The 26,812-nt window shown below is 72.7% G+C and carries 25 protein-coding genes; 16 read left to right on the forward strand and 9 right to left on the reverse strand.

Annotated features, from left to right (window positions below; genetic code table 11):
• Positions 1-6 precede the first annotated feature (6 nt).
• From FB454_RS02060 to FB454_RS02080, 5 genes are all read right to left on the reverse strand, one after another.
• Positions 7-828 carry a creatininase family protein gene (locus FB454_RS02060; protein ID WP_013286933.1) on the reverse strand — a complete coding sequence of 274 codons (822 nt, stop codon included), beginning with the start codon at positions 826-828 and terminating at the stop codon, positions 7-9.
• Positions 816-2,564, reverse strand: coding sequence for an ABC transporter permease (locus FB454_RS02065; RefSeq protein WP_013286934.1), 1,749 nt, complete (start codon positions 2,562-2,564; stop codon positions 816-818). The genes FB454_RS02060 and FB454_RS02065 overlap by 13 nt, the downstream gene beginning before the upstream one ends.
• The gene (locus FB454_RS02070; protein ID WP_013286935.1) at positions 2,561-3,634 is read right to left on the reverse strand and encodes an ABC transporter ATP-binding protein; all 1,074 of its coding nucleotides are present in this window, start codon (positions 3,632-3,634) and stop codon (positions 2,561-2,563) included. Before FB454_RS02070 ends, FB454_RS02065 begins: the two co-directional genes overlap by 4 nt.
• A 61-nt stretch (positions 3,635-3,695) precedes the next feature.
• Positions 3,696-4,748, reverse strand: a complete 1,053-nt coding sequence (locus FB454_RS02075) for an extracellular solute-binding protein (protein WP_013286936.1) — start codon at positions 4,746-4,748, stop codon at positions 3,696-3,698.
• A 251-nt stretch (positions 4,749-4,999) separates the two neighbouring features.
• A complete protein-coding gene (locus tag FB454_RS02080) occupies positions 5,000-6,082 on the reverse strand; it encodes an ROK family transcriptional regulator (RefSeq protein ID WP_232236582.1) in 1,083 nt (360 codons plus the stop codon).
• A 590-nt stretch (positions 6,083-6,672) separates the two neighbouring features.
• Between FB454_RS02080 and FB454_RS02085 the strand changes: the two genes are divergently transcribed.
• Complete coding sequence (locus FB454_RS02085; RefSeq protein ID WP_013286938.1) at positions 6,673-9,393, forward strand: sugar-binding protein; 2,721 nt, start codon at positions 6,673-6,675, stop codon at positions 9,391-9,393.
• Between the two features lie 74 nt (positions 9,394-9,467).
• Here the strand turns inward: FB454_RS02085 and FB454_RS02090 are convergent, their stop codons facing one another.
• Positions 9,468-10,067: a VanZ family protein gene (locus FB454_RS02090; RefSeq protein ID WP_013286939.1), complete on the reverse strand. Its 600-nt coding sequence runs from the start codon at positions 10,065-10,067 to the stop codon at positions 9,468-9,470.
• A 597-nt stretch (positions 10,068-10,664) separates the two neighbouring features.
• On the opposite strand from FB454_RS02090, the gene FB454_RS02095 reads away from it, so the two are divergent.
• The 7 genes from FB454_RS02095 to FB454_RS02125 all read left to right on the forward strand — a co-directional run bounded on the left by FB454_RS02095 (position 10,665) and on the right by FB454_RS02125 (position 15,279).
• Entirely contained in the window at positions 10,665-10,961 is a 297-nt protein-coding gene (locus tag FB454_RS02095; RefSeq protein ID WP_013286940.1) for a DUF1540 domain-containing protein, read from the forward strand.
• A 153-nt stretch (positions 10,962-11,114) separates the two neighbouring features.
• Positions 11,115-11,906, forward strand: coding sequence for a DUF2470 domain-containing protein (locus FB454_RS02100; protein WP_047893020.1), 792 nt, complete (start codon positions 11,115-11,117; stop codon positions 11,904-11,906).
• 164 nt (positions 11,907-12,070) lie between these two features.
• A complete protein-coding gene (locus FB454_RS02105) occupies positions 12,071-12,454 on the forward strand; it encodes an ArsR/SmtB family transcription factor (RefSeq protein WP_013286942.1) in 384 nt (127 codons plus the stop codon).
• A gap of 93 nt (positions 12,455-12,547) precedes the next feature.
• A complete protein-coding gene (locus tag FB454_RS02110) occupies positions 12,548-13,234 on the forward strand; it encodes an arsenate reductase/protein-tyrosine-phosphatase family protein (protein ID WP_013286943.1) in 687 nt (228 codons plus the stop codon).
• A gap of 70 nt (positions 13,235-13,304) precedes the next feature.
• Entirely contained in the window at positions 13,305-14,390 is a 1,086-nt protein-coding gene (arsB, locus tag FB454_RS02115) for an ACR3 family arsenite efflux transporter (protein WP_013286944.1), read from the forward strand.
• Positions 14,391-14,448: 58 nt separating this feature from the next.
• The gene (locus FB454_RS02120) at positions 14,449-14,856 is read left to right on the forward strand and encodes an arsenate reductase ArsC (RefSeq protein ID WP_013286945.1); all 408 of its coding nucleotides are present in this window, start codon (positions 14,449-14,451) and stop codon (positions 14,854-14,856) included.
• A gap of 60 nt (positions 14,857-14,916) precedes the next feature.
• Positions 14,917-15,279, forward strand: a complete 363-nt coding sequence (locus FB454_RS02125) for an ArsR/SmtB family transcription factor (protein WP_013286946.1) — start codon at positions 14,917-14,919, stop codon at positions 15,277-15,279.
• 61 nt (positions 15,280-15,340) lie between these two features.
• Here the strand turns inward: FB454_RS02125 and FB454_RS02130 are convergent, their stop codons facing one another.
• Entirely contained in the window at positions 15,341-16,648 is a 1,308-nt protein-coding gene (locus FB454_RS02130; RefSeq protein ID WP_244879623.1) for an FAD-binding oxidoreductase, read from the reverse strand.
• Positions 16,649-16,694: 46 nt separating this feature from the next.
• Between FB454_RS02130 and pdxR the strand changes: the two genes are divergently transcribed.
• Together pdxR and FB454_RS02140 are read left to right on the forward strand one after the other, a co-directional pair.
• A complete protein-coding gene (gene pdxR, locus FB454_RS02135) occupies positions 16,695-18,167 on the forward strand; it encodes a MocR-like pyridoxine biosynthesis transcription factor PdxR (protein ID WP_013286948.1) in 1,473 nt (490 codons plus the stop codon).
• A 29-nt stretch (positions 18,168-18,196) separates the two neighbouring features.
• A complete protein-coding gene (locus tag FB454_RS02140; protein ID WP_013286949.1) occupies positions 18,197-18,871 on the forward strand; it encodes a pyridoxamine 5'-phosphate oxidase family protein in 675 nt (224 codons plus the stop codon).
• A 23-nt stretch (positions 18,872-18,894) separates the two neighbouring features.
• Here FB454_RS02140 and FB454_RS02145 read toward each other — a convergent pair whose 3' ends face one another.
• Entirely contained in the window at positions 18,895-19,803 is a 909-nt protein-coding gene (locus FB454_RS02145) for a helix-turn-helix domain-containing protein (RefSeq protein WP_221488056.1), read from the reverse strand.
• 315 nt (positions 19,804-20,118) lie between these two features.
• Here FB454_RS02145 and FB454_RS02150 point away from each other — a divergent pair, with 315 nt between their 5' ends.
• The 6 genes from FB454_RS02150 to FB454_RS02175 are packed head-to-tail and all read left to right on the forward strand — an operon-like array spanning position 20,119 to position 25,228.
• A complete protein-coding gene (locus FB454_RS02150) occupies positions 20,119-20,499 on the forward strand; it encodes a cupin domain-containing protein (protein WP_013286951.1) in 381 nt (126 codons plus the stop codon).
• Positions 20,492-21,859 carry a class I tRNA ligase family protein gene (locus FB454_RS02155; protein ID WP_145822352.1) on the forward strand — a complete coding sequence of 456 codons (1,368 nt, stop codon included), beginning with the start codon at positions 20,492-20,494 and terminating at the stop codon, positions 21,857-21,859. Before FB454_RS02150 ends, FB454_RS02155 begins: the two co-directional genes overlap by 8 nt.
• Positions 21,852-22,898 carry an NAD(P)/FAD-dependent oxidoreductase gene (locus FB454_RS02160; protein ID WP_145822353.1) on the forward strand — a complete coding sequence of 349 codons (1,047 nt, stop codon included), beginning with the start codon at positions 21,852-21,854 and terminating at the stop codon, positions 22,896-22,898. The genes FB454_RS02155 and FB454_RS02160 overlap by 8 nt, the downstream gene beginning before the upstream one ends.
• Positions 22,895-24,154 carry a lysine N(6)-hydroxylase/L-ornithine N(5)-oxygenase family protein gene (locus FB454_RS02165; protein ID WP_013286954.1) on the forward strand — a complete coding sequence of 420 codons (1,260 nt, stop codon included), beginning with the start codon at positions 22,895-22,897 and terminating at the stop codon, positions 24,152-24,154. The genes FB454_RS02160 and FB454_RS02165 overlap by 4 nt, the downstream gene beginning before the upstream one ends.
• Complete coding sequence (locus tag FB454_RS02170; RefSeq protein ID WP_013286955.1) at positions 24,145-24,534, forward strand: avidin-fold protein; 390 nt, start codon at positions 24,145-24,147, stop codon at positions 24,532-24,534. Before FB454_RS02165 ends, FB454_RS02170 begins: the two co-directional genes overlap by 10 nt.
• Positions 24,527-25,228 (forward strand): LysE family translocator, encoded by a 702-nt coding sequence (locus tag FB454_RS02175; RefSeq protein WP_013286956.1) that lies wholly within the window; start codon positions 24,527-24,529, stop codon positions 25,226-25,228. The genes FB454_RS02170 and FB454_RS02175 overlap by 8 nt, the downstream gene beginning before the upstream one ends.
• A 59-nt stretch (positions 25,229-25,287) precedes the next feature.
• On the opposite strand, the gene FB454_RS02180 is transcribed toward FB454_RS02175, so the two are convergent.
• Positions 25,288-26,811: a class I SAM-dependent methyltransferase gene (locus tag FB454_RS02180; RefSeq protein WP_013286957.1), complete on the reverse strand. Its 1,524-nt coding sequence runs from the start codon at positions 26,809-26,811 to the stop codon at positions 25,288-25,290.
• Position 26,812: the final 1 nt, after the last annotated feature.

Raw genomic sequence — 26,812 nt, forward strand, 5'->3', positions numbered from 1 at the left:
TAACTGTCATCCGGCCGGCTGGTCCGGCCGGTCGGCGCCGGGCGGTCCCGGCAGCGGCGCGGCGAGCCACGCCCCGACCAGCTCGCGCAGGCGGGTGCCGGCGGTGGCGCGGATCCGGCCGCCGGCCTCCTCGCCTGCCAGCGAGACGTGGCCCGACCAGCCCTGCCAGGGGTCGGGGCGCGACTCCACCAGCACGTACGGGTACGGGGTGGGCAGCTTCGGCTTGGGCGGCAGGTCCGGCGCCGCGTCCAGGCGTACCGCGGCCGGGTCGAAGCCGAGCACGGCGGAACTCTCGTACGCGCCGCCGTGCCCCCGGGCGGGCAGGTCGCCGAACATCTCGGCCGTCTCGTCCGGGCCGACCAGCTGGAACCAGTTCACCAGCATCATGCTGGCCCGGTGCCGGCCGGACACCCACTCCATCGCCGCGCGGACGGTGGACATGTTGGCGTCGTGCCCGTTGACCACGAGCACCCGGGTGAAGCCCGCCTCGACGATGCCGGCGAGCACGTCGGCGAGGTAGCCGACGGCGATCTCCGGCCGCAGCGCCACAGTGCCCGGCCACGGCCGGGTCTGGCCCGGGCAGGCGGCGTACGGCGTGGCCGGGAACAGCACCGCCCGGGCGGACCCGGTGGCCAGTTCCCCGGCGAAGCCCTCGGCCAGGATCAGGTCGGTACCGATCGGCAGGTGCGGACCGTGCCACTCGACCGCGCCGACCGGCAGCACCGCCAGGTCGGCCGCCTCGGTCACGGCGGCGAACGCGTGCCCGGGTACCCGGGTGACCGGAAGCAGCCCTCCCCCGGTCCGCCACCGCTCGATCAGTTCGTCCACTGCTCGGCCCTCCGGGTCGCGGTGCGGCTGCTCTCCAGCCGTCCGGAGAACCACATCACCACGAAGATGAGCAGCACCTGGAGCATGCCGTAGGCGGCCGCGGTGCCCAGCTCGAAGCTGTACATGCGGTTGTTGATGGCGACCGAGATCGGGACCGTCGACGAGGTGTAGATGAGCACCGAGGCGACGAACTCGCCGACGCCGTGCACGAACGCCAGCAGCGCGCCGGCCAGCACACCGGGCAGCATCAGCCGCACGGTGATCGTGTAGAACGCGCGCAGCCAGGAGGCGCCCAGGTTACGCGCGGCGTCCTCCAGCGACGGGTCGATCAGGGCCAGCGTCGCGGAGCTGGACCGGAACACGATCGGCAGGAACCGCACGAAGTAGGCCAGCGGCAGGATCCAGAACGTGCCGACCAGCACCTGCCCGAAGCTGAACGCGTTGCCGGTGCTGAACGCCGAGATCAGGTTGATCGCCACGACCGTGCCGGGCAGTGCCCAGGCGATCATCACGGCCACGTCGAGCAGGCCGCGCCCGACGAACTTCAGCCGCCGCACCGCGTACGCGATCAGCACGCCGATCACCACGCAGCCCACGACCGCGATGAGGCTCATCTGCACCGAGTTGAGGATCGGCTGGAACGCCTTGGGGTCGGTGAAGATGGTGACGAAGTTCTCGAACGTGTACGTCGGCGGCAGCACCTCGGTGGTCCAGGACCGGTCCTCGGAGAACGCGACGAGCGCGATCGCGCCGACCGGGGCGAGCAGGACCAGCGTGGCCAGCACCGAGGCGAGCGGCGCGAGCCAGCGGCCGATCGGGTTGGTGATCTCCCGCCGGACCGCCGAGACGCCCTTGGACTGCGACTGGTAGTTGCGCCGCCCCTCGTACCAGCGCATGCCGAGCAGGAAGATGATCGAGACGATGCCGAGCACTGAGGCGTACGCCGAGGCCATCGGCAGGTCGCCGTTGGTGCGGTTGATGTAGATCTGCATCGTCATGGTCTGACTGACGTTGAACAGCAGTGGCGCGGTGTAGGACGCCAGCGACGTCATGAAGACCAGCAGCGACGCCGAGATCAGCGCCGGGGTGAGCATCGGCAGCAGGACGGTGCGCCACACGCGTACCCGGCCCGCGCCGAGGTTGTACGCCGCCTCCTCGACCGACGGGTCCATCCCGGCCAGCGCCGCGGAGGCGGCCAGGAAGAAGAACGGGTACATGGTGAACGTGTGCACCACCAGCACACCGGCGATCCCGTCGAAGGCCAGGACCGGCTTCTCGGTGCCGAGCAGCGCCTGAAGGCCGCGCGGCACGATGCCGATGTTGCTGTAGAGCAGCTGGAAGGACACGGCGCCGATCAGCGGCGGCAGGGCCGCCGGCACCAGGATGAACGCCTCGATGAGCCGCCGGCCGCGGAAGTGGAACCGCTTGAGCAGGAACGCCATCGCCACGCCGACGACGCCGCAGAGCAGCACGCTCGCGGCCGAGATGAACAGCGAGGTGAACAGCGACTCGCGGGCCACTCCGGAGGAGGAGAGGAACTGGAGGTAGTTGTCGGTGCCGTTGGCGCTGACGCTCTCCCGGAAGGTGGCGAACATCGGCTGGACGACGAAGCCCCACAGCACCAGGACCAGCGGCAGCACCAGCAGATAGGGGAACCATCGGGAGTTCGCCCCGCCGGCCAGGCGCCGGCCGAGGGCCGCCGCCCAGCCGGGGGCGGTCGGGGTCGCAGCGGTCACGGCTTGACCACCCAGAGCCGCTCGGGTGCGAGCCGCAGGCCCACGACGTCGCCGAGCTGGATGCCGGCGGGCGCGTCGACCAGGGCGGCCATCACCTCGTCACCGTCGACGTCGACTGTGACGTGGGTGGCCATGCCGGTGAACTCGACGTGGCTGACCCGGCCGCGCATGGCCGCGGTGTCGTCGTCGCCGCCGAGCGCGATGTGCTCGGGGCGGGCGGAGACCAGTGCGGTGTCGCCCGCGGCGAGCCCGTGTCCGGCGGGAGCGCCTACCTCGATCGTGGCGCCGCCGGGCAGGCGTACCTGGACGCGCTGCTCCGCCGCGCCGGTCACCGGCAGGCTCAGCACGTTGCTGCGTCCGATGAACCGGGCCACGAACGCGTTCGCGGGCTGGTAGTAGACCTCGTGCGGGGTGCCGACCTGCTGGACCCGGCCGGACTCCATGACGGCGATCCGGTCCGACATCGCCATCGCCTCGGCCTGGTCGTGCGTGACGTAGATCGAGGTGGTGCCGCTCTCCCGCTGGATGCGCCGGATCTCGGCACGGGTCTCCTCGCGCAGCTTCGCGTCGAGGTTCGACAGCGGTTCGTCGAGCAGCATGGTGCGGGGACGGATCACCAGTGCCCGCGCCAGCGCGACGCGCTGCTGCTGGCCGCCGGAGAGCGCGTCGATGCGCCGGTCGCCGTAGCCGGCGAGGTGCACCTGTTCGAGCGCCTCGGTGACCCGGCGGGCCTGCTCGGCGCGGGAGACCCGGCGGACCTTGAGCCCGTAGGCGACGTTCTGCGCCACCGTCATGTGCGGGAACAGCGCGTAGTTCTGGAACACCATGCCGGTGTCCCGCTTGTTCGGCGTCCAGTGGGTGACGTCGTCGTCGCCGAAGTGGATGTGACCGGACGTCGGGAAGTAGAAGCCGGCCACCATGCGCAGCGTCGTCGTCTTGCCGCAGCCGCTCGGCCCGAGCAGCGTGAAGAACTCGCCGGCTCCGATGGTGACGGTGACGTCATCGACCGCCGCGGAGTCGCTCGACTTGGCGAAGCGCTTACTGACCGCCGTCAGTCGGACATCGATCATTTCGTGGGTCCTTCCAGGACGAAGCCGGGCCGTGCCGGAGCACGGCCCGGTTCCGAGCGTCTTAGCCCTTGCCCTTGATCTGGGCGTTCCAGTGGGTGATCCAGGCGGTCTCGTTCTTGCCGATCACGTTCCAGTCGACGTTCATCGGCTTGAGGTCGAGCTTGGTCAGCCACTCGGGCTTCTCGGCGATGTCGACAGCGGGGATCTGGAAGTAGTCCTTGGCCAGGCTGGCCCGCAGCGAGTCGTCGAACAGGAACTCGAGGAACTTCTTCGCGCCCTCGCTGTTGCCGCCCTTGACCGCGGCCACGCCGTCGACGAGCACCGGCGCGCCGGAGGCCGGCATGACGTAGCCGAACGGCATCTTCTCGTTGGCCTGGAGCAGGATGTCCTGGAGGTTCCAGGCGCTCACCACGCCCTGCTCACGCGACATCTTCAGGTAGAGGTCGCTGGGGTTGGCCGCGTACTCGACGGTGTTGGCGTCGAGCTTGCGCAGCCAGTCGTAGCCGGGCTGCGGGTTGGACCCGTCGGCCGTGAAGCGCTGGATCATCGAGGCGTAGATCGAGCGCATGGTGCCGGAGGCGGCCACGTCCCGGATGATGATCTTGTCTTTCCACTTCGGGTCGACCAGGTCGTCCCAGTCCTTCGGCGCGGTCTCCGGGGTCAGCGCCTTGTTGTTGTACATGATGACCTCGGGCAGCAGGATCTCGCCGAACCAGCGGCCCTCGGCGTCCTTGTACCGCGCGTCGATCTTCGAGGCGAACGACGGCTGCCAGGACTCCAGCAGGCCCTCGGACGCGCCGGCGGCGAGGCCCTGCTGGGTGCCGCCCCACCAGACCGACGCCTGCGGGTTGGCCTTCTCGGCGCGGACCCGCTCCAGCACCTCCTGGGCGCCCATGTTGAGCACCTCGACCTTGCCCTTGTACTCGGGGTTCTTGGTCGTGAACTGCTCGACGACGTAGTCGGTGACCGACTTGTCGCGGGCACTGTAGATGACGACCTTCTCGGCCGACGCGGAGCCGGAGGAGCCGGTGTCCTTGTCGTCGTCGCTGCTGCCGCACGCGCTGACGGCCAGCAGCGCGCTGAACGCGACGGCCAGGGCCAAACGACGTTTCATTGGTACCTCCATTTTGCGGGGGAACTATCGGGAGCGGGGAAAGACGGTGTGCGATCCCGACCCGGGGCGCCGGCGGGTTCGCCGGTTCCCCGGGACGGGGTCGAAGGTCCGCGGATCGCGCCCGGACCGGGGCGCGCCGCATCGCGCCGCGACCGGTCGTCCGGGATACGGACGCGGTCGCCGCGACGGTGACGGTGACGGTGGGGTGGGTGTCGGGGTCGGGGTCGTCGGGGGCCGGGGTCAGGTGGTGGTCAGGGAAGCGAGGGTCGGGGCACCGCGGCCGAGAGCGCGTAGCTGATGGCTCCGTGCAGCACGGCCTGGTCGCCGAGGGTGGCCCGGCGTACCTCGGTGGGAGCCGGGGTCCGGGCGGAGACGAGGGTCTGTAGCTGGTCGAGGGCCGCGTCGTCGAGTTCCGCCGCGGCGCCGCTGAGCAGCACCAGCCCCGGATCGACGACGCAGGCGCAGGAGAGGATGAGCCCGGCCCAGGCGCCGAGGACCTCGTCGAGGTACTCGCGGGCGGGCGCCGAGGTCGCGGCGAGCCCGCTCAGCTCCCGTACCGGTGACTCGGGCCGGCGGCCCGGGTTGAGCGCGACGACCCGCTCCGCGATGGCGTTGACCGACCACCGGGCCTCGAACTCGCCGACGCCGCTGTAGCGGCGCTCGGTCGCGCCGCCCAGCGGCAGGAAGCCGACCTCGCCGGCGGCTCCGCTGGCGCCGCGGCGGACCTTGCCGTCGAGCACGAGGCCGGCGCCGATGCCGTCGGCCACGTGGATCAGCAGCAGGTTCGCCACGTCCGCGCCGGCGCCGGCCACGCACTCGCCGGCGGCCATGAGGTTGACGTCGTTGTCGACGACCACGGGTACGCCGAGCCGCCGTTGCACGGATTCGCCGATCGGCCACGCCTCGACCAGTCCGACCGACGGCGCGAGGCGTACCGCGCCGTTGCTGGACACGCCGGGCACCGCGATGGCGACGCCGCGGAGCGAGGGCAGGTTGTCGCCGACCAGGTCGAGGACGAACTCGCAGACGGTCTCCACCACGTTCGCGCCGAGCCGTGCGACGCGGTGCGCGATGACCGCGCCCTCACTGTCGGCGATCTCGCAGCTGATCCGGGGCGGCTCCAGCGACACCGCCGCGACGAGCTCGGCGCGGGGGTTGAACTCGAGCATCTCCCGGGGCCGGCCGGTGGTGGGCGCGCCGGGACCGCGTTCGATGAGGTAACCCTCGGCGACGAGTTCCCGCACGAGCGCGGTCACAGTCGCCGCCGAGAGGCCGGTCATCTCGGCCAGGTCCACGCGGGACAGCCGCCGGGCCTGCCGGGCGGCCAAGATCACCGAGAGACGCTTGATCTCACGGGACCGCTCACGGCTGACCGGACTGGTCGGGGCTTTGTCAGACACACTTTCTTCCTAGTAAGAAAAAATTCTGGCGTCAAGTAACGAGATGATCTCGGTCCGCCGACCAGGGAAAATTCTTCGGCCGACAAGCCGGTCGCGCCGGGGCCAGCCCGACATGTCGCGCAAAACCGAGCCCTGTGGTCCACATTGGGGTGCCAAACCTGGACAAAGACTGCCCGCACGTCACGGCCGGCCTCCGGATGATCGCCCTGAGCAGGGGCGATCGTTTATTCGGATAAGGAAGAAAGTCGTCCGGAGCTATTGACGACGCCTTCGCAAGATCCCTAGGTTACGGCCCGAAGGCCTTCCGGTGGACCGACGTCGCCACCGTGCGTACCGCTCACGCCGTGACGGTGCGCGAGCACCACCATCCCGTTGTCGAGCACCACGACCCCCGAGGACCTCACGGTCCTCTGTGGACAGCTGTCTGCAACACGGCCCGGCACGAGCCACCGTGTCAGCCGGCCCGTGCCGGGCCGACCGTCCCCAGCCGCAGCACTCTCGCTTCGAGACGAAGAGGTATGCCCATGAGATGGCGCACCAGCGCGGCGATCGCCATGTGCGGTCTGCTGTCGTTGGGCCTGGCCACTCCGGCCCAGGCCAACCCCCAGCAAGCATCACCGAAGCCCCAGGCCAAGAAGTCCGACAAGCCGGTCGACCTGGACATCATGTTCATCGGCGCCCACCCGGACGACGAGGCCGGCCAGCTCGGCATGCTCGGATACTGGAACGAGTATCACGGCATGAAGGCCGGCGTCATCACCACCACCCGCGGCGAGGGCGGCGGCAACGCCACCGGTCTCGAGGAGGGCCCGGAGCTCGGCATCCTGCGGGAGGCCGAGGAGCGCAAGGCCGTCGGCTGGGCCGGCGTCGAGCACATCTACAACCTGGACGCGCTGGACTTCTGGTACACCGCCAGCGCTCCCCTGACCGAGGAGGTCTGGGGCCACCAGGAGACGCTGTCCCGGATCGTGCGGGTCCTGCGGACCACCAAGCCCGAGGTCATCCTCACGATGAACCCCTCGGCCACGCAGGGCAACCACGGCAACCACCAGAAGGCGGCCATGCTGGCCGTGGAGGCCTTCTACGCGGCTGCCGACCCGAAGGCGTTCCCGGAGCAGATCAAGAAGGAGGGCCTCCAGCCCTGGCGGGCCTCCCGCATCTTCCAGACCGGCGGCAGCGGCACCACCGGCACCAACGGCCCCGCCTGCGAGACCACCTTCACGCCGGCCGAGGCCAGCAACGTCGTCTTCGGCACCTGGCAGGGCTACGAGTCGGCGCGCCACGACGGCAACCGGTGGAACACGGTCCAGACCTGGGCCCGCCGGGAGTACGTGTCGCAGGGCTGGGGCAACAGCTCCTTCCCGACGACCGACCCCGACGCCATCGGCTGCAACCGGCTGACGCTGATCGACACCCGCACCCCGTACCCGGACCCGAACGTGGGCGCCGGCACCGGTGCGCTCCAGGGCGCCACCCTGCGCGCCCAGGGCGGCCTGCCGCTGGGCACCGAGGTCCACGTGCGTCCGCGCACCTGGGAGGCCGTCGCGGGCCAGCCCATCAAGGTGGACACCGTCCTGTACGCCGAGAAGGCCGTCCCGGGGGCCAAGGTCACCCTGAACGTGCCGGCCGGCTGGACGGTCACCGGCAACGGCAACGTGGGCACGCTGACCCCGCGTAAGGAGGTCGTGAAGACCTTCACGGTCACCCCGCCCGCGCAGGTCGAGGTGGGCACCCGCTTCAAGATCGACGCCACGCTGACCAGCAAGAAGGACGGCAGCGGCACCAGCAGCGCCCGGGTTCAGGGCACCGCGCCGGTGCGCGGCACCCTGGAGCCGCTGGAGGAGATCGCCGACTTCCGCGCGTGGACCGTGCGGAACAAGACCCAGCAGCTCGACGCGCTCATCGAGTCCCTGCTGAACATCCCCAGCGGCGGCACCCGCAGCGTCAAGGTCAACCTGACCAACCACGGCACCCGGGTCGAGTCCGGCGCGGTCAAGCTGAACGTCCCCGCCGGTTTCTCGGTGGCCGAGCAGCAGGTGCCGTACAGCGGGCTCCGGCCGGGCGCCAGCACCTCGGTGACGTTCACAGTCACCAACACCGACACGTCGCTGCCGACGGCCAACCGGGCGCCGGACAACGGCGCCTACCGGGTGCAGATCGAGACCAGCTACACCGGCGGCAGCGCGAACGAGCCCGGTGCGTTCAACCTGGTCCCGGTCACCACGATCCCGAAGGCCGCCAGCGCGCCGACCGTCGACGGACACGCCCACGACAACGAGTACACCGGCGAGGTCATCGACATCTCCACCCGCTGGGAGGGCACCGCCGCCCCGGCGTCGGACATCTCCGGCACCGCCCAGCTGACCCACACCGACGACGCCCTGTACGCCGTCTTCACCATCACCGACGACGTGCTCGGCACCGTCCTGCCGCCGGAGGACTGCAAGCGTCCGCGGCGTAACGACAACATCGAGTTCGGCATCGACCCGCGCGGCAACTCGGCGAACACCTCCACGGTGTTCAACATGGCGCTCTTCCCGGCCACGAAGGACCCGGCCAACGGGAACCCGCCGTGCTTCGCCCGGGAGCGGGACAACCACCAGGGCGGCCCGGAGACCGCGCCTGGCGTGGAGATCGCCTCCGTGGTGACCAGCAGCCCCTACACGGGTTACCGGATCGAGGTCAAGATCCCGTTCAGCGTGCTGCCGGACGCCGTCGACCCGAACCGCATGGGCCTGAACATCCTGGTCAACGACTCGGACACGCAGGACCTGTCCGCGCAGACCCGGGTCGGCTGGTCGACCTGGAGCGGCGTACGGGCCGACCCGTGGCGCTGGGGCAACGCGACGCTGCCGGCCCTGGCGGCGAAGCCGTCGGCGCCGAAGGCTCCGATCATGCCGGACACCGCGGCGCAGAGCGTGGACTCGCCGCAGACTCTCCTGCAGTCCGTCTCGGACGGGGTGGCGCCGGGCGGTTACGCCAAGCTGCCGGACGGCACCGTGAAGATCAAGAAGGTCACCCGCACCGCGAGCAAGGTGTCCGTGCAACTCCAGGTGAAGAAGGCGGGCACCGCCCGCGCCTTCCTCTGGGACGGCACCCGGGTCGTGGCGGAGACCACCGCCGCTCTGCGCAAGGACGGCACGCTCGTCCTGCCGCTGAGCGGGTCGCTCCCGGCCGGCACCTCGCTGCTCGTCTCGTACGAGCACGGCGGCGCCACCACCGCTCTGGCGAAGAAGATCTGCTGAGCGGACGTTGATCGCGTCGACCTGACGCACACGATGGGCCGGGCCGGCAGGCCCGGCCCATCGTGCCGTCCGCGTCACCCGGGTCGTGCCCCGCTCAGCGGGCCGGTGCCGGGACCGGTGGTGGCGGGTGACACCTCAGCCGGCCGGCGCCACCAGCGGCGCGACGCCAGCGCGGCCAGCCCGGCGCCGGCGGTGTTGAGCAGGACGTCGTCTACGGAGGAGACGCGGTCCAGCCGCAGGACGTACTGCGCGACCTCGACCAGGACCGAGCAGCCGGCCGCGAGCGCCAGGATCCGCGGCACCGACGCCAGCGCCGCGAACCGCAGCGGGCCGAGGAACCCGAGCGCCGCGAACACCAGCAGGTTGCCGACGATCTGGACCGTCACCGTCAGCGGCCCGCTCGCGAGGACGGTGAGCAGGTCCCGAAGCGGCACCAGGCTCACCCGGCCGGGAACCACGCCGGCCCCGTCCCCCGGCAGCATGATCATCCAGACCCACGGCACGGTCCCGTAGACGATGCCCACCTCGGCCAGCGACCTCCGCCACGCCGGCCCCGCCCCGCCGCGCCGTCGGGCCAGGACCCACACCGCGAGCGCAGCCGCCGGCAACGCGGCCACGGTGAGGAGCACGACCCCGTTGATCGTGCCGAACCAGCCGTGCCATCCCTCGATCACGCCGCCTCCACCCGTCCCGCCCCGGATCCGCCGCGCCCGCACCGGGCCCGTGCGGTCCGCTCAGGGTGCCACGCCCGCGCCGACAGGTGACCCCGGCCCGGACATCGCGTATGCGGAGCCCGCGCTTCCTGCCACCGGATTCGCATTCCGCCGCCCGGCCGGTCCCGGATCCCTGCCGATCCGCTGATTTCTTAGCCGATATTTCGGCGCGACCCGAAGGGCGCGGCCGTTCCGTCCTCACCGGCGTTCCGCGCTCGCCCATTCCACCACCGAGGCGCAGCCTCCGTCCGGGGCGAGAGTGGCGTTCCCGCAGATGAACCCTGGTCGGACGGGCGGAAATTGCACGCCGGCATTCGCCGTACCGGTGGGTGAAGAAAGACTCGCCTAACCAAGGTTAGCCTTATCTTCGTCGTTCGGCATTCGGTGTGGAAACGGCCCCTTCCGGCGGCCAACCCCGCATTCCGTTGTTAAGGTGAGCATGATCCTCACTGACGGCCGACGGGTTTGAGGACCGGCCGCACGGCAAATACCAGATGGCATTCGAGCACCACGAGGCCGGCCGTTCGCTTCCGCCGGCCCGCATGACTTGGAGGCACCATGAAGACCCTGTTGCAGTCTCCGCCGGTACGTGAATGCGCCGCCACCGCGTGCAGCTTCAACGACAACGGCTGCCACGCTCCCGCGATCACCGTGGCGGCGTCCGCCGACGCGGCCTCCTGCGCGACGTTCGTCGAGTCGTCGCTCAGCGGCGGGATCGCGGAGGTCACCGGCGCGGTGGGCGCGTGCGCGCGGGCCGAGTGCGTGTTCAACACCAACCTGGCCTGCACCGCCGAGTCGATCACCGTCGGTCCGGGCGCCACTGTCAGCGACTGCCTCACCTACCAGCCCGCCTGACAGAACCGGACACCACGCTCGTACGGGTCACGACGGTCACCGTCGTGACCCGTACGGCATGCGCGGCACCCGACCCGCCGTTGCAGAGGTAAGCCTTACCTACTACCGTCTGACCTGGGCCGACTTCACCCCTTCCCGGCCGAGGAGACAGACATGGCGTTGCACCCCGCCGGGCGTCCGGCCCCGCCGGCCGGCGTCGTCCCGGTCGCAGGGTCGTCGGCGGGCGGTACGGGCACCTCCTCCACGCCCCGCGACGCCGTCGCCGCCCGGTGCGTGCTGACCGCTGCCTCCTCGCTGCGGCTCACGCTCGGCGACACCACCGCCGACCTCCTCTCCGCCCACGCCGTCCTCCCCGACGGCACGATCGTCCTGGCGGTCGACGCGATGAGCCGCACCGGCGGCATGCTGGTCGCCGCGCGCGGCCACAGCGGCGCGGTACGCCTCGACGTGACCCACCTCGCCCCGGTCGCCGTGCGCTCCCGGGTCCGGTCCCGGCTGCGGATCCTCGGCACGGCCCGCCGGTTCGACCCGGCCGTCCTCGACGCCTGCGACCCGGCCACCGTGATGTCGCTGCTCGACCTGCCCCCGGTGGCGCTGTGGGCCGTCGAGCCGGACGAGGTCGTCCTCGACCGGGCCGCCGATCCCGTCGCGGTGGACCTCGGCGCGTACCGCGCGGCCCGGCCGGATCCGATCGCCGTCGACGAGGCCGCCCACCTCGCGCACCTGACGCGCTGCCACCGCGACGTCCTCGACCGGCTCGGCACGCTCGTCGACCCCACAGTCACAGCCGGTTCGGCGCGCGTCGTCCCGGTCGCGCTCGACGCCGAGGGCATCGTGCTGCGGGCGGAGCGGCCGGACGGTCACGCCGACACCCGGTTGTCCTTCGCCCGCCCGGTCACCGCCGGTTCCGGCCTGGCCGAGGCGCTGCGCACGCTGCTCGCCTAGCCTGCCGCGCCGATCATGGAAGCCGGACGACAGCGGCGGCGACGAGGCGGCCCACCGGTGGAGGGATGCGTGTCCGGCGAGCCTCACTTCCTCCGGACACCCTGGCATGGCAACTGCCTGCTCGGCGACTTGCACGCTGATTAGACAGATGTCAACCTAGGGACATGTCGAAGCAGCAGGCGCCGATCCCACTCGTCGACCTCAGCGCCGACGCGCCGTGCTGCCCCCCGCTGGCGCAGCGCCGGGTTCCCGCCGAGACGGCCGCGGTGCTCGCGCCCGCGTTCAAGGCCCTCGGCGATCCGGTACGGCTGCAGCTGATGTCGATGATCGCCTCCGCCGAAGGCGGCGAGGTGTGCGTGTGCGACCTGACGCCGGCGTTCGACCTGACCGGGCCGACGATCTCCCACCATCTCAAGACGTTACGCGAGGCGGGCCTGGTGGACGCCGAGCGGCGGGGCACCTGGGTCTACTACCGCGCGCGGCCGCAGATCCTGCGCCGGCTCGCCGGCCTGCTGTCGATCGAGCCGACCGCCGCGACGCAGCGGTAGGCCGCCGTACCGCACGGCGCCCTGGGCTTCCGCCCAGCGATCCGGCCGATGCCGGCTTGACGGCTCCGAGGTTACTCAGCAACAATTGAGTCAATGGAAACTGAGCTTACTTCTCTGGCCGAGCGCGCGCGGATCCACGCCGCGCTGGGCGATCCGGCCCGCCTGGCCATCGTGGACGCGCTCACCCTGGGCGACGCCTCCCCCGGGGAGATCGCCCACGCCCTCGACATGCCGACGAACCTGGTCGCCCACCACGTCAAGGTCCTCACCGACGCGGGCCTCGTCGTCCGGGGCCGGTCGGAGGGCGATCGGCGGCGCACCTACCTGCGACTCCAGCCGGCCGCCCTCTCCGCTCTCGCGCCGCCACCGCTGGCGGGTGTGCATCGGGTCGTCTTCGTATGCACCCACAACTCCGCCCGCTCGCAGCTGGCCGCGGCGCTGTGGAGGCGACGCACCGACGGCGACGCCGCGTCCGCCGGCACCAGACCGGCGCCGCGGGTCCATCCCCGCGCGGTCGCCGTGGCCCACCGCCACGCACTCGACCTCGACCCGACCGGCACCGCACACGTCGACGACGTCGTCCGAGACGACGACCTGATCGTCGCCGTCTGCGACAACGCCCACGAGGAGCTCACCGGGCCGATCCGCCCCCGCCTGCACTGGTCCGTGCCGGACCCGGTCCGCGTCGACACCGACGAGGCGTTCGAGGCGGCCTACGCCGACCTCGCCGACCGCGTCGACCGCCTCGCCCCCGCCGCCACGTCGGGAGACACCCGATGACCGGCACCAGCGCCCGCATCCACCAGGAGATCGGGGTACGCGCCGGCACCGACAACCCACGGGAGTGCGCATGAGCACCGCCACCAGAGCCGACCACGCCCCACCGGTGGTGGCACGCCTGTCGCGCCTCGACCGGTTCCTGCCGGTCTGGATCGGCCTGGCCATGGTCGCCGGTCTGCTGCTCGGCCGGATCGTTCCCGGCCTGGACGACGCTCTCGGCGCCGTCGAGGTCGGTGGCATCTCCCTGCCCATCGCTCTCGGCCTGCTGATCATGATGTATCCGGTACTGGCCAAGGTCCGCTACGACCGCCTCGACACCGTCACCGGTGACCGGCGTCTCCTGGTCTCGTCGCTGGTCCTCAACTGGATCGTCGGTCCCGCCGTCATGTTCGCCCTGGCCTGGGTGTTCCTGGCCGACCAGCCGGAGTACCGCACCGGTCTGATCATCGTCGGCCTGGCCCGCTGCATCGCGATGGTCATCATCTGGAACGACCTGGCCTGCGGCGACCGGGAGGCGGCGGCGGTCCTCGTCGCCGTCAACTCGGTGTTCCAGGTCCTCGCCTTCGGCCTGCTCGGCTGGTTCTACCTGTCGGTGCTGCCGGGCTGGCTGGGCCTGGACGGCGCCGCGCTGGAGGTCTCCGGCTGGGACATCGCCGGCAACGTGCTCGTCTTCCTCGGCATCCCACTGCTCGCCGGCTACCTCTCCCGCCGCGTCGGCGAACGCGCCAAGGGTCGCGACTGGTACGAGCAGCGGTTCCTGCCCAGGGTCGGACCCGTCGCCCTGTACGGACTGCTGTTCACCATCGTCGTGCTGTTCGCCCTGCAGGGCGAGGCCATCACCGGCCGGCCGGCCGACGTGGCCCGCATCGCTCTGCCGCTGCTGGCCTACTTCGCCCTCATGTGGGCCGGCTCCTACCTGCTCGGCCGGGCCATCGGCCTGAACTACGAACGCACCACCACCCTGGCGTTCACCGCGGCGGGCAACAACTTCGAACTGGCCATCGCGGTCGCGATCGGCACCTTCGGGATCGCCTCCGGCCAGGCCCTGGCCGGCGTCGTCGGCCCGCTGATCGAGGTCCCGGTCCTCGTCGGCCTGGTCTACGTGTCGCTGTGGGCCCGCGCCCGCCTGTTCCCCACGCCGGGAGCCCGGCCATGAGATGCCTCGACTGCGCCGCGGCACGCCGCGCGGCGACCACCGGAATCATGGAGACCCGATGAGCGACAAGCCCAGCGTCCTGTTCGTCTGCGTGCACAACGCCGGCCGTTCCCAGATGGCCGCCGGCTGGCTGCGCCACCTCGCCGGCGACACCGTCGAGGTCCGCTCCGCCGGCAGCGCACCCGCCGAGACCGTCAACCCCGCCGCCGTACAGGCCATGGCCGAGGTCGGCATCGACATCACCGACCAGACCCCCAGGCTCCTCCGGTACGAGACGGCGGAGTCCTCGGACGTCATCGTCACCATGGGCTGCGGTGACGCCTGCCCCGTCTTCCCCGGCAAGCGGTACGAGGACTGGAAGCTCGAAGACCCCGCGGGCAAGGGCCTCGACGCGGTACGCCCCATCCGGGACGAGATCCGCACCCGGGTGGAACGACTGCTCGCCGAACTGCACCCCACCGCCTGACCGGATGATCCGGTCCTGGTTGCCCGGGCAGGTGGCCGCCATTGGTGCAACGATGCAAGCGTGGGAACTGCGAAAACTGCCACCCCTGCCATCTCGCCACTTGCCGGCGAGCCGATCAAGCGTGCCGATGCCGAGCGGCTCGCGGGAGTCCTGAAGGCGTTCGCCGACCCGGCCCGGCTGCGCCTGCTCAGCCTGATCCAGTCCGCTCCGGAGGGCGAGGCGTCAGTCAGCGACCTCACCGCGCCGCTCGGTCTCTCCCAGCCGACCGTCAGCCATCACCTCCGGATCCTCACCGAGGCCGGCCTGCTCGAGCGGGAGAAGCGGGGTGTGTGGGCGTACTACCGCCTGGTGCCGTCCGCGATCTCGGCGATCGCCGAGTCGTTGACCCCGCCTCGTAAACGGCCGACGAAGAAGGTCCGCTGAGCAGAGGACTGCCGGGCTGCCGCGCGCACCCCCCGGCCTGACCGGGTCGCGCCCCGGGGCGTCAGCCGGCCACCGGGAAGTTGGACCGGACGAGGCCGTCCGGGTCGTGGCGGCGCTTGACCGCCCGGAGCCGGGTCAGGACGGCGGGGGTGAACGCGTCGGCCACCGTCTCGTCCGGGTTGAGGAAGGTCACCGGCTTGCGCCCGCTGACCGGCAGGGCGGCGGCCAGGGCCCGCTGCCGCGCCGTGACCGCCGCCGGGTCGGTGGCGACGCCGAACAGGTAGAGCGCGTACGGCTCGGTGAGCGGGCCGTGCGGGCTGTCGGAGTACCGGGCGAGGGCGCCGCCCAGGTGCCGGAGCTGGACGCTGAGCAGCGGGGCGATCGGGTCGGCCAGCAGCGCCCCGGCCGCGTCGTCGTCGAGGCGGGTCAGCAGTTCGGCGCGGGAGATGCCGGGGCTGGGGGCGGTGGGTTCAGCCGTGATGCCGCCGAGTTCGGTGACCGGCATGATCCGCCTGCTGTCGGAGATCGGCGCGGGCAACCGGTCCAGCGGTGCGAGCAGGTCCCGCGCCCCGGTCCCGTCGCCGAGATGGGTGACGTCGAGGGCCACCATCGGGTCGGCGCCGGGGAGGTGCAGCAGGTCCATCCAGACGGTCAGCTCCTCGGGCGCGGTGGCGGTGATCCGCCGGAACGCCCGCAGCACGTCCGGCGCGTGCGCCGCCGCCCACATCATGCGTCCGCCGTACAGCTCCGGCGCGGGGTGCAGCGCGATTTCGAGCGCGGTGACGATCGCGAAGTCTCCGCCACCGCCGCGCAGCGCCCAGAACAGGTCGGGGTCGGTCTCGGCGGTGACGCGCCGGTGCCGCGCCTCGGCGTCCACGACGTCGAACGCGGTGACCGCGTCGGACACCCAGCCGTACGCGCGGCCGAACCAGCTCAGCCCGCCGCCGAGCGCCACCCCGGTCACGCTGACCACGGGGGAGCTGCCGGGCAGCCCGGTGAGCCCGTACGGCGCGGCGGCGGCCTGGAGCCGGCCGGACGGCACACCCGCGCCGACCCGGGCCCGGCGGGCGGCCGGGTCGATCTCCACGGTGTCCAGGCGGCCGGTCCGCAGCAGGATCGCGCCGTCGGCGCGGCCGGTGGCACCGTGCCCGTTGGGCTGCACGGCGATGCTCAGTCCGGCCGGGCGGGCGTACCGGACGAGCGCGGCGACGTCGTCCGCGTCGGCGGCCTCGACCACCGCCGCCGGTGACTGCGCGACGGTCAGGTTCCAGGCCCGGCCGGCCACCTCGAACCCTTCGTCCCCCGGCAGCAGGACCCGGCCCCGGACGGTGGAGCGCAGCGGGTGCGGGGCGTTCATGATCGTGTCCATGAGCCCACACTAGGGTCGGAAAAGACCCGGACTAGGGTGCATTCGCATGACGGATTCGTGGGCCAATCCGGCGCGACGGCTCGGCAGCGACCTGCATCTGGAACTGTCCGGCGCCGGCGGCCGCCGGTCCGCGCTCATCCGCGCGCTGCGCGACGCCGTGCGGGACGGGAGACTGGCCGCCGGCACCCTCCTGCCGCCGTACCGGTCCCTCGCCGCCGACCTCGGCCTGGCCCGCAACACCGTCGCCGCCGCGTACGCCGAGCTGGTGGCCGAGGGATGGCTGGTCGCCCGGCAGGGCTCCGGGACGCGGGTGGCGCCGCGCGCCGAGCCCGCCCGGGTCGCCCGCGTCCCGAGGCAGACGCCCGCGCGTCCGGCCCCGGCCGTGCACCACCTGCGGCAGGGGCAGCCGGATGCCGCCTCCTTCCCGCGCGCCGCGTGGCTGGCGTCCACGCGCCGCGCCCTGACCGCCGCGCCGAACGAGGCGTTCGGGCCGGGCGACCCGCGGGGCCGCCCGGAGCTGCGCCGGGCACTGGCCGGGTACCTGGCGCGGGCGCGGGGTGTCCGCACCACCCCGGACCGGATCGTGGTGTGTTCGGGTGTCGCGCACGCGCTGCGCCTGCTCTTCGGTGGCCGGGTTCTGCGCGGACCGCTGGCGGTGGAGTCCTACGGCCTCGCGTTCCACCGCGCGGTCCTGGCGGCGGCAGGCGTCCGCACCGTCCCGCTCACGCTCGACGCGGACGGCGCCCGCACCGGGGAGCTGACCGACCTCGCCGGGGTACGGGCGGCGCTGCTCACGCCCGCGCACCAGTTCCCCACCGGCGGGCCGCTGCATCCCCGGCGGCGCCTCGCCGCGCTGGGGTGGGCGGAGGGCCGGGACGGACTGGTGCTGGAGGACGACTACGACGGCGAGTTCCGGTACGACCGGGATCCGGTCGGCGCGGTGCAGGGCCTGGCCCCGGAGCGCGTGGTCTACCTGGGCTCGGTGAGCAAGAGCCTCTCCCCCGCGCTGCGTCTGGGCTGGATGGTGCTGCCCGAACGGCTCGTCGGCCCGGTGCTGGACGCCAAGGGTGAGCGGGAGGCGTGGGCGGGCGTGACGGACCAGCTCACCCTCGCCGACTTCCTCGACTCCGGCCGGTACGACCGGCACGTGCGCCGGATGCGGCAGCGGTACCGCGCCCGCCGCGACCGTCTCGTCGCCGCGCTCGCCGCCCGCGCCCCGCACGTCACGCCGACCGGCGTCGCCGCCGGGCTGCACGCCGTGCTGCGCCTGCCCGCGGGCACCGAGCGCCAGGTGGTCGAGGCCGCCGCCGCTCAGTCGATCGCGCTCGACGGGCTGGCCGGTTTCCGCCACCCGGACGCCACCATGCCCGCCCTCGACGGCCTCGTGGTCGGCTACGCCACGCCGCCCGAGCACGCGTACGCCGCCGCGCTGGAGGCGCTGTGCCGGATCCTTCCCCCGGACCCGCTCCCCCACCGGCCCGGCGGGCCGGCCCTTGAGGACCGCGGCCCGACCCGGTAGAAACGGCGGGGCCGACAGGAGAATCAGCCATGACCGATACCGACGGACGGTTGTCCGCGACGCCGCGTACGACGCTGCGCCGGATGAAGGAGAAGGGGCACCGCGACCGCGCCGCCCTGTTCGACGTGCTCCGGGCCGCCTTCGTCTGCCATCTGGGCGTGCTGGTCGACGGCGGCCCGATGGTGGTGCCGACCGTCTACGGCTTCGACGACCGGCACCTCTACCTGCACGGCTCGGTGGCCAGCCGGAGCCTCACCACCGACGCCGAGGTCTGCGTCACGGTCACAGTGGTCGACGGCCTGGTCCTGGCGCGCTCGGTGTTCGAGCACGGGATCAACTACCGCAGCGCGATGGTCTACGGCCGGCCCCGGTGGGTGACCGACGCCGAGGAGAAGCTGTACGGCCTGCGGCTGCTGACCGAGCACGTGGCCCCCGGCCAGTGGGACCACGCCCGCCGCCCGAACCGGCGGGAGCTGGCGGCCACCGCGCTGCTGGCGCTTCCGCTGGCCGAGGCGTCGGTCAAGACGCGCAGCGGCCCGCCGGACGACGGCGACGGCCCGGACGCCGCCCTCGGGCTCTGGGCCGGCGAGCTTCCGCTGGTCGCGCGCTGGCAGCAGCCGGTGACCGACCCGGCGCTGCCGCCGGCGACGCCGGTGCCGGCGCACGTCGCCGCGCGCGACGGCACCCGCGCCGACCAGGGCTGACCGGCCGGGCGGGCCCGGTCCGTCTACCGGAGCTGGCGGGCCACCTCCGCCAGCGGCAGCCGGGGCTGGACGGCCGCGCGGGCGGCCACCACAGCCAGCGCCCGGGGTACGCCGGCGCAGTGCGCGATGATCTCCCGCACCGCCGCGCGCTCGGCGGTGAGGCGACGCTCGCCGAGGCGGGCGGCCAGCAGGTCCCACGCCTCGCCGGCGGCCAGCTCGTCGACCACGACCGGGCACGCGGCCTCGCCGACGACCAGGCCGGTGAGGCGGTCCCGGCTGGTCACGACCACCATGCAGCCGGGTACGCCGGGCAGCAGCGGCCGTACCTGGTCGGCGTCGCGGGCGTCGTCGAGCACGATGAGCATCCGGCGTCCGGCGAGCGCGCTGCGGTAGAGCCCGGTGCGCGCCGCCGGCCCGCACGGGACGCCGCCGGGTACGTCGAGCGCCTCGATCAGACCGCCGAGCGCCTCGGCCGGCGCCACCGCCGCCCTTCCCGGGTCGCTGCCGCCGAGCTGGACGTGCAGCACCCCGTCGGCGAACCGGGCGGCCGACCGGTGCGCCCAGCGCAGCGCCAGCGCCGTCTTGCCGATGCCGGACCGGCCGGACAGGACGCACACGACGACGCTCGACATCCGCCGCGGTCCCCCGTCGAGCAGCCGGTCGAGTTGCCGCAGTTGTGCGGAACGGCCGGTGAAGCCGGGAATCTCCAGCGGTAGTTGCATGGGGCGGATCCGGGCCGCGGACGCCGGGTGGGCGGGCAGGCCGAGGACCTCACGGAGCAGCCGGACGGTCGCGGGCCGCGGACGGGTCACCCGCGACGACTCCAGGTTGCGGATGCTCCGGACGCTCAGTCCGGTGCGGGCGGCCAACTCCTCCTGTGTCAGGTTGGCCAGTCGCCGCGCGGTAGCGATTTCATGACCCAACGTATCCATGTAGCCGATCACAGCGTCGTCTCCGTACCGGTTCTGGTGGATTCATGCCGGTGGACCACCGAAGCCGAGGCCGCTGAGCGGGCAGTCAGCAGCGACATTGCCGGTGATCTGCCGGTGAAGCTCCTGTTGGCCAGACGAGGTTAAGTCCACAGTGGGTCCGACGCTATCGACCGGAGTCGAATCGACGGTCGACGAGACGGGCCCTTCCCGGCATCGGTGCAGCGTCGCAGAAGCAGCACTTCCGGTCACTCTCCGCAAACCTCAGACCCGTCCGGCGCGGGCCCGGCGGGCAGCGCGCCGACCAGGAGGACGAACATGCGAAGGTACGTCAGCGACACCGCCGAACTCACCGACGAGTACGGCATCCGGATCGGCCGCTGGACGCAGTACCGCGATCTCGGCCCGTTGCCGTTCGACGCCATGTGGTGCGTGATCCCGCCCGGTGGCAGCAGCAGCGAGGACGTCCACCCCGAGGTCGAGTTCGCCGTGGTGACCCGCGGCACGGCCATCTACGAGGCGGGCGGCGAGAAGGTCGAGGTGCCGACCGGTGGCGTGATCCTGCTCGAACCCGAGCAGAGCCACGTCATCCACAACCCCTCGCCGGAGCAGCCGCTCACCATCCTCAGCATCTACTGGATGCCCCGGCCCGACGACGCGGCGCAGGCCGGCGCGGACGACGGAGCCGGCCGTGACTGACGGGGCGGCCACCTCCTCCGGCGTGGTGCTGGTGGTGACGCCGCCACCGACGCCGAACGGGCCGCTGCACCTCGGGCACCTCAGCGGCCCGTACGTCGCCGGGGACGTCGCGGCCCGCGCGCTGCGTGCCGCCGGCCGGCGGGTGGTGACCCAGTGCGGGCTGGACGCGCACCAGAACTACGTGCTCGCCCGGGCGGAGGCGCTGGGCGAGACCCCGGCGGACACCGTCGCCCGGTACGGGTCGTCGATCCACGCCGCGCTGCGCGCCGCGCGCATCCGGTACGACGTCATGGCCGACCCGCTGGCCGACGAGGGCTACCGCCGGGTGGTCGTACGCCTGCTCACCGAGCTGGTGGAGGCGAAGGTGGTGGAGGTCGCCCCGGTGTCGCTGCGCGCGTGCGCGGCCTGCGGGCGGACCCTGCACCACGTCCGGGTCGCCGGGCGCTGCCCGGCCTGCGGCGCCGGCGCGAACGGCGGCACCTGCGAGGGCTGTGGCGGGTTCTGCACCGCCGCGAACCTGGCCGGCGCGCGGTCGACCTGCTGCGACGCCGCACCCGAACCGGTCACCTGCACGGTCCCGGTGCTGCGGCTCGACGAGCACCGGGAGCGGCTGGCCGAGTTCTGGTCCCGTGCGGTGCTGCCGCCCCGGCTGCGGCGCCTCGTCGCGTCGTACCTGGACGGCGGGCTGCCGGAGGTGCCGCTGGCGTACCCGACGGACTGGGGCATCGAGTGGGACGACGGCCTGCGCATCGACGTCTGGGCGGAGATGGCCCTGGCCAACCTGGTGCTGCCCGCCCGCCACCTGCGGCCGGACGCGGACACGCTGGCCGGGTACCTGGACGCGTGGCGGGACGTGGACGAGCAGTGGATCTTCCTCGGGGTCGACAACGCGTTCTACTACGCGCTGCTCATCCCGGCCCTGCACCTGGCCGCCGGGCTGCCCGACCGGCCGACCGGGCTGGTCGTCAACGAGTTCTACCGGCTCACCGGCGCCAAGTTCTCCACCAGCCGCGAGCACGCGATCTGGGCGCACGAGTTCCTGGCCACCGAGGACCCGGCTGTGGTACGGGCGTTCCTGAGCTGGGACCGGCCGGACAGCTACGAGTCGGACTTCCGCCCGGAGGCGTACGAGGCGTTCGCCGCCCGGTACGCCGCGACCCTGGCCGGCACCACCGCCGGCCTGGACGGCGTGCTGGCCGACACCGAACTGACGCGCGGCGAGCAGGCGCTGCGGCTGGAGCACTTCGACCCCGCCACCGCGGTCCGGGCGGCGCTGGCCGCGTACCCCGGTGCGCCGGAGCGGGCGGCCCGGCTGCTCGGCGTCGTCGGCGGCGCGGAACCGGCGGGTTCGGATGGGTGAGCCGCGCGTGCTCGTCGTCGGCGCGGGCATCAGTGGCGTCCTGCTCGCCCGGCGGCTGCGGGACGCGGGCGCCGACGCGGTCCTGATCGGCCCGCACGGCGGCGGCGCGGCCGGGCGGCCCGCCGACGCGACGGCCGCGTCCGGCGGACTGGTGCGTGCCTTCGAGCCCGACCCGGCCGCCCGGTCCCTCGCCGCCGCGAGCCTCGCCGAACTGATGGCCGATCCGTCCCTCGCGACAGCGGCCGGGTGGCGGCGGACCGGCTCGCTCTACCTGCTCGACGCCCGGGCGGCGGCCGGCGTGGACGGCGCCGAGGTGCTGACCCGGGCCGAGGTCGCCGACCGGTTCGGCTTCGCCGGGCTCCCGGACGGCACGGTGGGGATCTGGGAGGACCGGGCCGGCTACCTGGACCCGGACCGGCTGCGCCGGACCGTCCTGCGTGGCCTCGGCCGGACCGAGACGGCACCGGTGGGCCGCCTCGACGACCGCGTGGTCGAGCTGCGCGACGGCCGCCGGCTCACCGGCGACCTCGTCGTCGTGGCCGCCGGGGCCTGGACCCCGCGTCTGCTGCGCGCCGCCGGGCTGCCGACCTCGCTGCGCACCAAGCACATCCAGTACGCCCACCACGTCACCGGCGTCGCCGAGCTGCCGTGCTTCGTGGACGAGACCAGCGGCCTCTACGGCCGGCCGGCCGGTCCGAGGCGGGTGCTGCTCGGGCTGCCCAGCGACAGGTGGGACGTCGACCCGCCGTCCCCCGAGCCGGACGCCGCACTGGCGGCACGGGTCCTGACCGTGGCGGCACGGCGGCTGCCCGGCCTGGACCCGCGACCGGCCGGCCCGCCGGTGAGCGCCACCGACTGCTACAGCGAACCCGCCGGGCTGGCCCTGCGCCACGTGTCCGGTGCGGTGCACACCTTCACCGGCGGCAGCGGCGGCGCCGCCAAGACCGTCCTGGCCGCCAGCCGGCTCGCCGCCACCGCCCTGCTGAACACCCGAACCGCGATCCCTGTCCCCCACGGCCAGACAGAGGCAGACTCATGACGCAGACCTTTCACACAGTGGGAATCGGCGCCGGGCCGGCGAACCTGAGCCTCGCGGCGATGTACGACACCCTCGCGCCGCACGACATCGCGCTGTTCGAGGCCCGCGACCAGCCGGGCTGGCACGACGGGATGCTGCACAGCGGCGTCCGCATGCAGACCGGCTGGGTCAAGGACCTGGTCTCGCTCTACGACCCGACCCACCCGCTGTCGTTCCTCAACTACCTGGTCACCACCGGCCGGGTGTACGCCCTGCTGGGCGCCGGGTTCGACACCATCCCCCGGATCGAGTACCAGCAGTACCTGGTGTGGGCGGCGGGCCGGCTGCCGCGCATCACGTACGGCACCCGCGTCGACCGGGTCGAGTTCGACGGCGCGCTGGTCAGCCGCAGCGGCGGTGCGGAGGTCGCCCGCTCCCGGCACCTGGTGCTCGGCAGCGGGACCGTCCCCTTCGTACCGGAGTTCCTGGACGCCCTCGACCCGCGGCACCTGTTCGTCGCCGACGAGCTGCACCAGCGCCTCGCCACGGTGCCGGACGAGCCGGACCTGCCGTGGATCGTGATCGGCAGCGGCCAGACCAGCGCCGAGTGCGTCGCGGCGCTGCTCGCCCGCGGGTGCCGCGACATCAGGTGGATCGGGCGGCGGTCGTGGTTCGCCCCGCTGGAGGACTCCCCGTCGGCGAACGACCTGTACCGGCCCGCCTACCAGGAGGCGTTCCTCACCCTGTCCCGGGACGTGCGGGAACGGCTCGTCTCCGGTCAGATCCTGACCAGCGACGGCATCTCCCCGGGCACGTTGCGCGGCGTCTACCAGCACAACTACGAGGAGCGGCTGCGCACCGGCCGGTTCCCGGTGACGATCATGCCGAGCCGTACCGTGACCGGCGCCCGGCAGCTCGACGGGGAGGTCGAGCTGGAGTGCCTGACGGCCGGCAGCGGCGAGGAACGGCACCGGGCGGTGAACCTCGTCGTCGCGGCGGGACGCCGGCAGGCGCCGCTGCCCTTCGACCCGGAGCTGACCGCGCTGATCGACCTGGACGAGCGCGGTGAGCCGGTCATCGAGTCGGACTACTCGATCCGGTGGAAGCACGCCGACGACCACAAGATCTTCGTGCTGAACCGGGGGCGGTACGTCCAGGGGCTCGTCGACTCCAACCTGAGCATCCTGCCGATCCGCAGCGCGATGATCCTCAACTCGATCGCCGGCCGCACGGTCTGCCGGTTCCGCGACGACTACCTGAGCACCCGATGGGCGTGAGCGCGATGACATCGTTCGACTACGACGACCGGATCTTCGTCTCCGTCGACCACGCCGGTGACGCCGATCAGCTGCGGGGGCACTACCACCAGCGCGGCGACCTGGTCTGGGCGGAGATCTCCGGCGGCCCGGTACGGCACGGACGGCTCGCCGGCACCTGCGACGCGCAGGGCGTGGTGCGTTTCGCGTACGTGGAGGTGCTCACCGACGGCAGCATCGTGGTCGGCGAGTGCGAGTCGCGGCCCGAGCGGCTGCCGGACGGCCGGATCCGGCTGCGCGAGCAGTGGCGCCGGCACGGGCCGCGCCGCGACAGCGGCGTCTCCGTCATCGAGGAGGCCGCCCCGGCCCGCGCCGAGGCGAGGGAGGAGCAGCGTGTCTGACATCCAGATCGTCAGCTTCGTCGCGGCGAGCCTGCTCATCATCATCGTGCCGGGCGTCGACTTCGCCCTGGTCACCCGGCAGACCGTGCGGTACGGGCGGCGGGCCGGGTTCGTGGTGCTGGCCGGGCTGTTCGCCGCCGCCCTGGTGCACGCCTCGCTCGCCACCGCCGGCCTGTCCGCCCTGCTGGTGTCCTCGCCGGCGCTCTACACGGTGCTGCGGGTGGCCGGCGCGCTGTACCTGCTCTACCTGGGCGGCACCATCCTCTGGGCCACCCGGCCACGACGCGCGACCGCCCCGGCCGCGCAGCCGGTCACCGTGGGCGCGGGCGGCCCCGGGCCGGACGCGGACACCGGCCCGGTCGCCGCGCCGGAGACGGTGGCCGCCGACGAGCCGCACGTGGCCCGGCGCTCGTTCGTCATGGGCGTCACCAGCCAGCTGCTGAACGTCAAGGTGGTCGTCTTCTACGTCTCGTTCGTGCCGCAGTTCGTCAAGCCCGGCGACGGCGCGGCGGCCCGTACGGCGGTGCTGGCCGCCACGTTCATCGGCCTCGCCGTGCTCTGGTGGGCCTGCTACATCCTGCTCATCGACCGGTTGCAGCCCTGGCTGACCCGGCCGTCGGTGCTGCTGGTGATCGAACGGCTGACCGGGCTGATCCTGATCGTCCTGGCGGTACGGATCGCGCTGAGCCACTGACCTGCATCACGGCGCCCGCCGGCCCGGCCGTCCAGCCGGTCCGGCGGGCGCTCGTGATGTCAGGCGTTGCGCGGGCGGTGGGCGACGGTGAGGACGTGGGTGGTCGGCCAGTCCAGCGGCCGGCCGTCCAGGTCGGTCAGGGACGCGACGGGCGCGATCCGGTTGTCGATCACCCAGTCGTTGCGGACCGGCGCCGAGGCGGGGCCGATCTCGAAACCGGCCTCGGTGAGCAGCTCCGTCCAGTCGGCGAAGCTCAGGCCGCAGAACTGCTCCCTGGTCTCCGACAGCCAGTTGTCGGTGTAGTCCTTGCGGGTCAGGTAGTCCATCGCCGCGCCCAGGCCGAGACGTACCGCGCCGTCGGCCAGCGGCTCGTACGCGAAGCCGAACGCGAAGTCCACGGCGAACTGGTCCAGCCGGGCCCGCGTCGACAGTCCGGAGACGTACCGCCGGACCTCGGCCGAGGTCAGGTCGGCGAGATCCCGGCGCGGCGAGGCGGGGTTGTCCCCGTCGTCGGTGGTCAGCCGCAGGATCACCGGCCGGTCCGGCTCGTCCGGCCCGCACACGTCGCTGTTGAGCCAGACACCGCCGGGCACCGTGTGGTCGTGGATGCGGCGGGCGAACTGGAGTAGCGACTCCCGCTGCCGCCCGTACGACCAGATCTCGTGGGTCAGCGCGAAGGTGAGCGTGGTGTCCACCGACCGGTCCTTGAACACCGCGCCGCCGAGGACGTTGCGGTGGAAGAAGTACACGTTGGCGTTGCGGAACACGCCCTGCGCCTTCTTGTGCAGGCACTCCTGGTAGAGGTGGCGGGCCACCTCCACACCGATCAGGTCGCTCTCGCGCAGCGCGGCCTCCCGGTCGGCCAGCTCCAGGACCGCGCCCGCGCCGCAGCCGATGTCCACGATGCGTCCGGGCTGCACGTACCGGCGCACCGAGTCCCACTTGCGTTGGGCGGCCGAGGCGAACGCCTCCACGTAGGTGCGGTAGTCGCGGGTCACGGTGAGGCCGCCCTCGTCGCCGACGAGCGGGTCGTTCACCACCGACCGGATCGCCTCGACCAGGCGGTAGCGCTCGAACACGTCGATCGTCGCCGGGTGGGTGAGCGTCCGCCAGCTCTCGTCGCCGGCGGCCAGGCGCAGCAGCACGTCCCACGGCCGTTCCGGCGTCCCGGGCAGGTCCGGATCGGCCTCGACCAGCGCGATCCCGAAGCCGAGGCGCTCGTACAGCTTGGCGACCTCCGGGGTGGAGCAGGCCACCACCGTGTCGGCGGGCGTGAGTTCGAGCCCGGTGGCCACCGCGATGCTCTTGAGCGTGACCTCGGCGAACGCGTCGGTGTACGCGGTGTCGAAGATCGGCACGGCCAGCGAGCGCAGCCCGCTGAGCACGCTGAACCGCTCGATCGCGGCCTCCCGCCTGTGGTACGCGACGGGGTTGCGCCTGGTGTTCTCGTGGTTGGCTGACGTCACCGCCCAGACCACTGTGGCCTCGTCGCCGGCGAGCCGGCGCAGGTAGTCGGCCTGGAACCGGGTCAGCAGGTGGTGCCGCCCCGGGAACAGCACGAAGCGGGTCGGCAGGTCGGTCATG

Source organism: Micromonospora sp. CNZ297 (assembly GCF_007827625.1).

Excerpts from the sequence above, each read along its gene's own strand:
- FB454_RS02180 (WP_013286957.1), bottom strand. The coding sequence starts at position 26,811 with ATGACCGACCTGCCGACCCGCTTCGTGCTGTTCCCGGGGCGGCACCAC.
- FB454_RS02070 (WP_013286935.1), bottom strand. The coding sequence starts at position 3,634 with ATGATCGATGTCCGACTGACGGCGGTCAGTAAGCGCTTCGCCAAGTCG.
- arsB (WP_013286944.1), top strand. The coding sequence starts at position 13,305 with ATGAGCACCGCCACCAGAGCCGACCACGCCCCACCGGTGGTGGCACGC.
- FB454_RS02165 (WP_013286954.1), top strand. The coding sequence starts at position 22,895 with ATGACGCAGACCTTTCACACAGTGGGAATCGGCGCCGGGCCGGCGAAC.
- FB454_RS02105 (WP_013286942.1), top strand. The coding sequence starts at position 12,071 with ATGTCGAAGCAGCAGGCGCCGATCCCACTCGTCGACCTCAGCGCCGAC.
- FB454_RS02075 (WP_013286936.1), bottom strand. The coding sequence starts at position 4,748 with ATGAAACGTCGTTTGGCCCTGGCCGTCGCGTTCAGCGCGCTGCTGGCC.
- pdxR (WP_013286948.1), top strand. The coding sequence starts at position 16,695 with ATGACGGATTCGTGGGCCAATCCGGCGCGACGGCTCGGCAGCGACCTG.
- FB454_RS02130 (WP_244879623.1), bottom strand. The coding sequence starts at position 16,648 with ATGGACACGATCATGAACGCCCCGCACCCGCTGCGCTCCACCGTCCGG.
- FB454_RS02145 (WP_221488056.1), bottom strand. The coding sequence starts at position 19,803 with ATGGATACGTTGGGTCATGAAATCGCTACCGCGCGGCGACTGGCCAAC.
- FB454_RS02120 (WP_013286945.1), top strand. The coding sequence starts at position 14,449 with ATGAGCGACAAGCCCAGCGTCCTGTTCGTCTGCGTGCACAACGCCGGC.
- FB454_RS02100 (WP_047893020.1), top strand. The coding sequence starts at position 11,115 with ATGGCGTTGCACCCCGCCGGGCGTCCGGCCCCGCCGGCCGGCGTCGTC.
- FB454_RS02110 (WP_013286943.1), top strand. The coding sequence starts at position 12,548 with ATGGAAACTGAGCTTACTTCTCTGGCCGAGCGCGCGCGGATCCACGCC.
- FB454_RS02095 (WP_013286940.1), top strand. The coding sequence starts at position 10,665 with ATGAAGACCCTGTTGCAGTCTCCGCCGGTACGTGAATGCGCCGCCACC.
- FB454_RS02085 (WP_013286938.1), top strand. The coding sequence starts at position 6,673 with ATGAGATGGCGCACCAGCGCGGCGATCGCCATGTGCGGTCTGCTGTCG.
- FB454_RS02150 (WP_013286951.1), top strand. The coding sequence starts at position 20,119 with ATGCGAAGGTACGTCAGCGACACCGCCGAACTCACCGACGAGTACGGC.
- FB454_RS02170 (WP_013286955.1), top strand. The coding sequence starts at position 24,145 with ATGGGCGTGAGCGCGATGACATCGTTCGACTACGACGACCGGATCTTC.
- FB454_RS02140 (WP_013286949.1), top strand. The coding sequence starts at position 18,197 with ATGACCGATACCGACGGACGGTTGTCCGCGACGCCGCGTACGACGCTG.
- FB454_RS02160 (WP_145822353.1), top strand. The coding sequence starts at position 21,852 with ATGGGTGAGCCGCGCGTGCTCGTCGTCGGCGCGGGCATCAGTGGCGTC.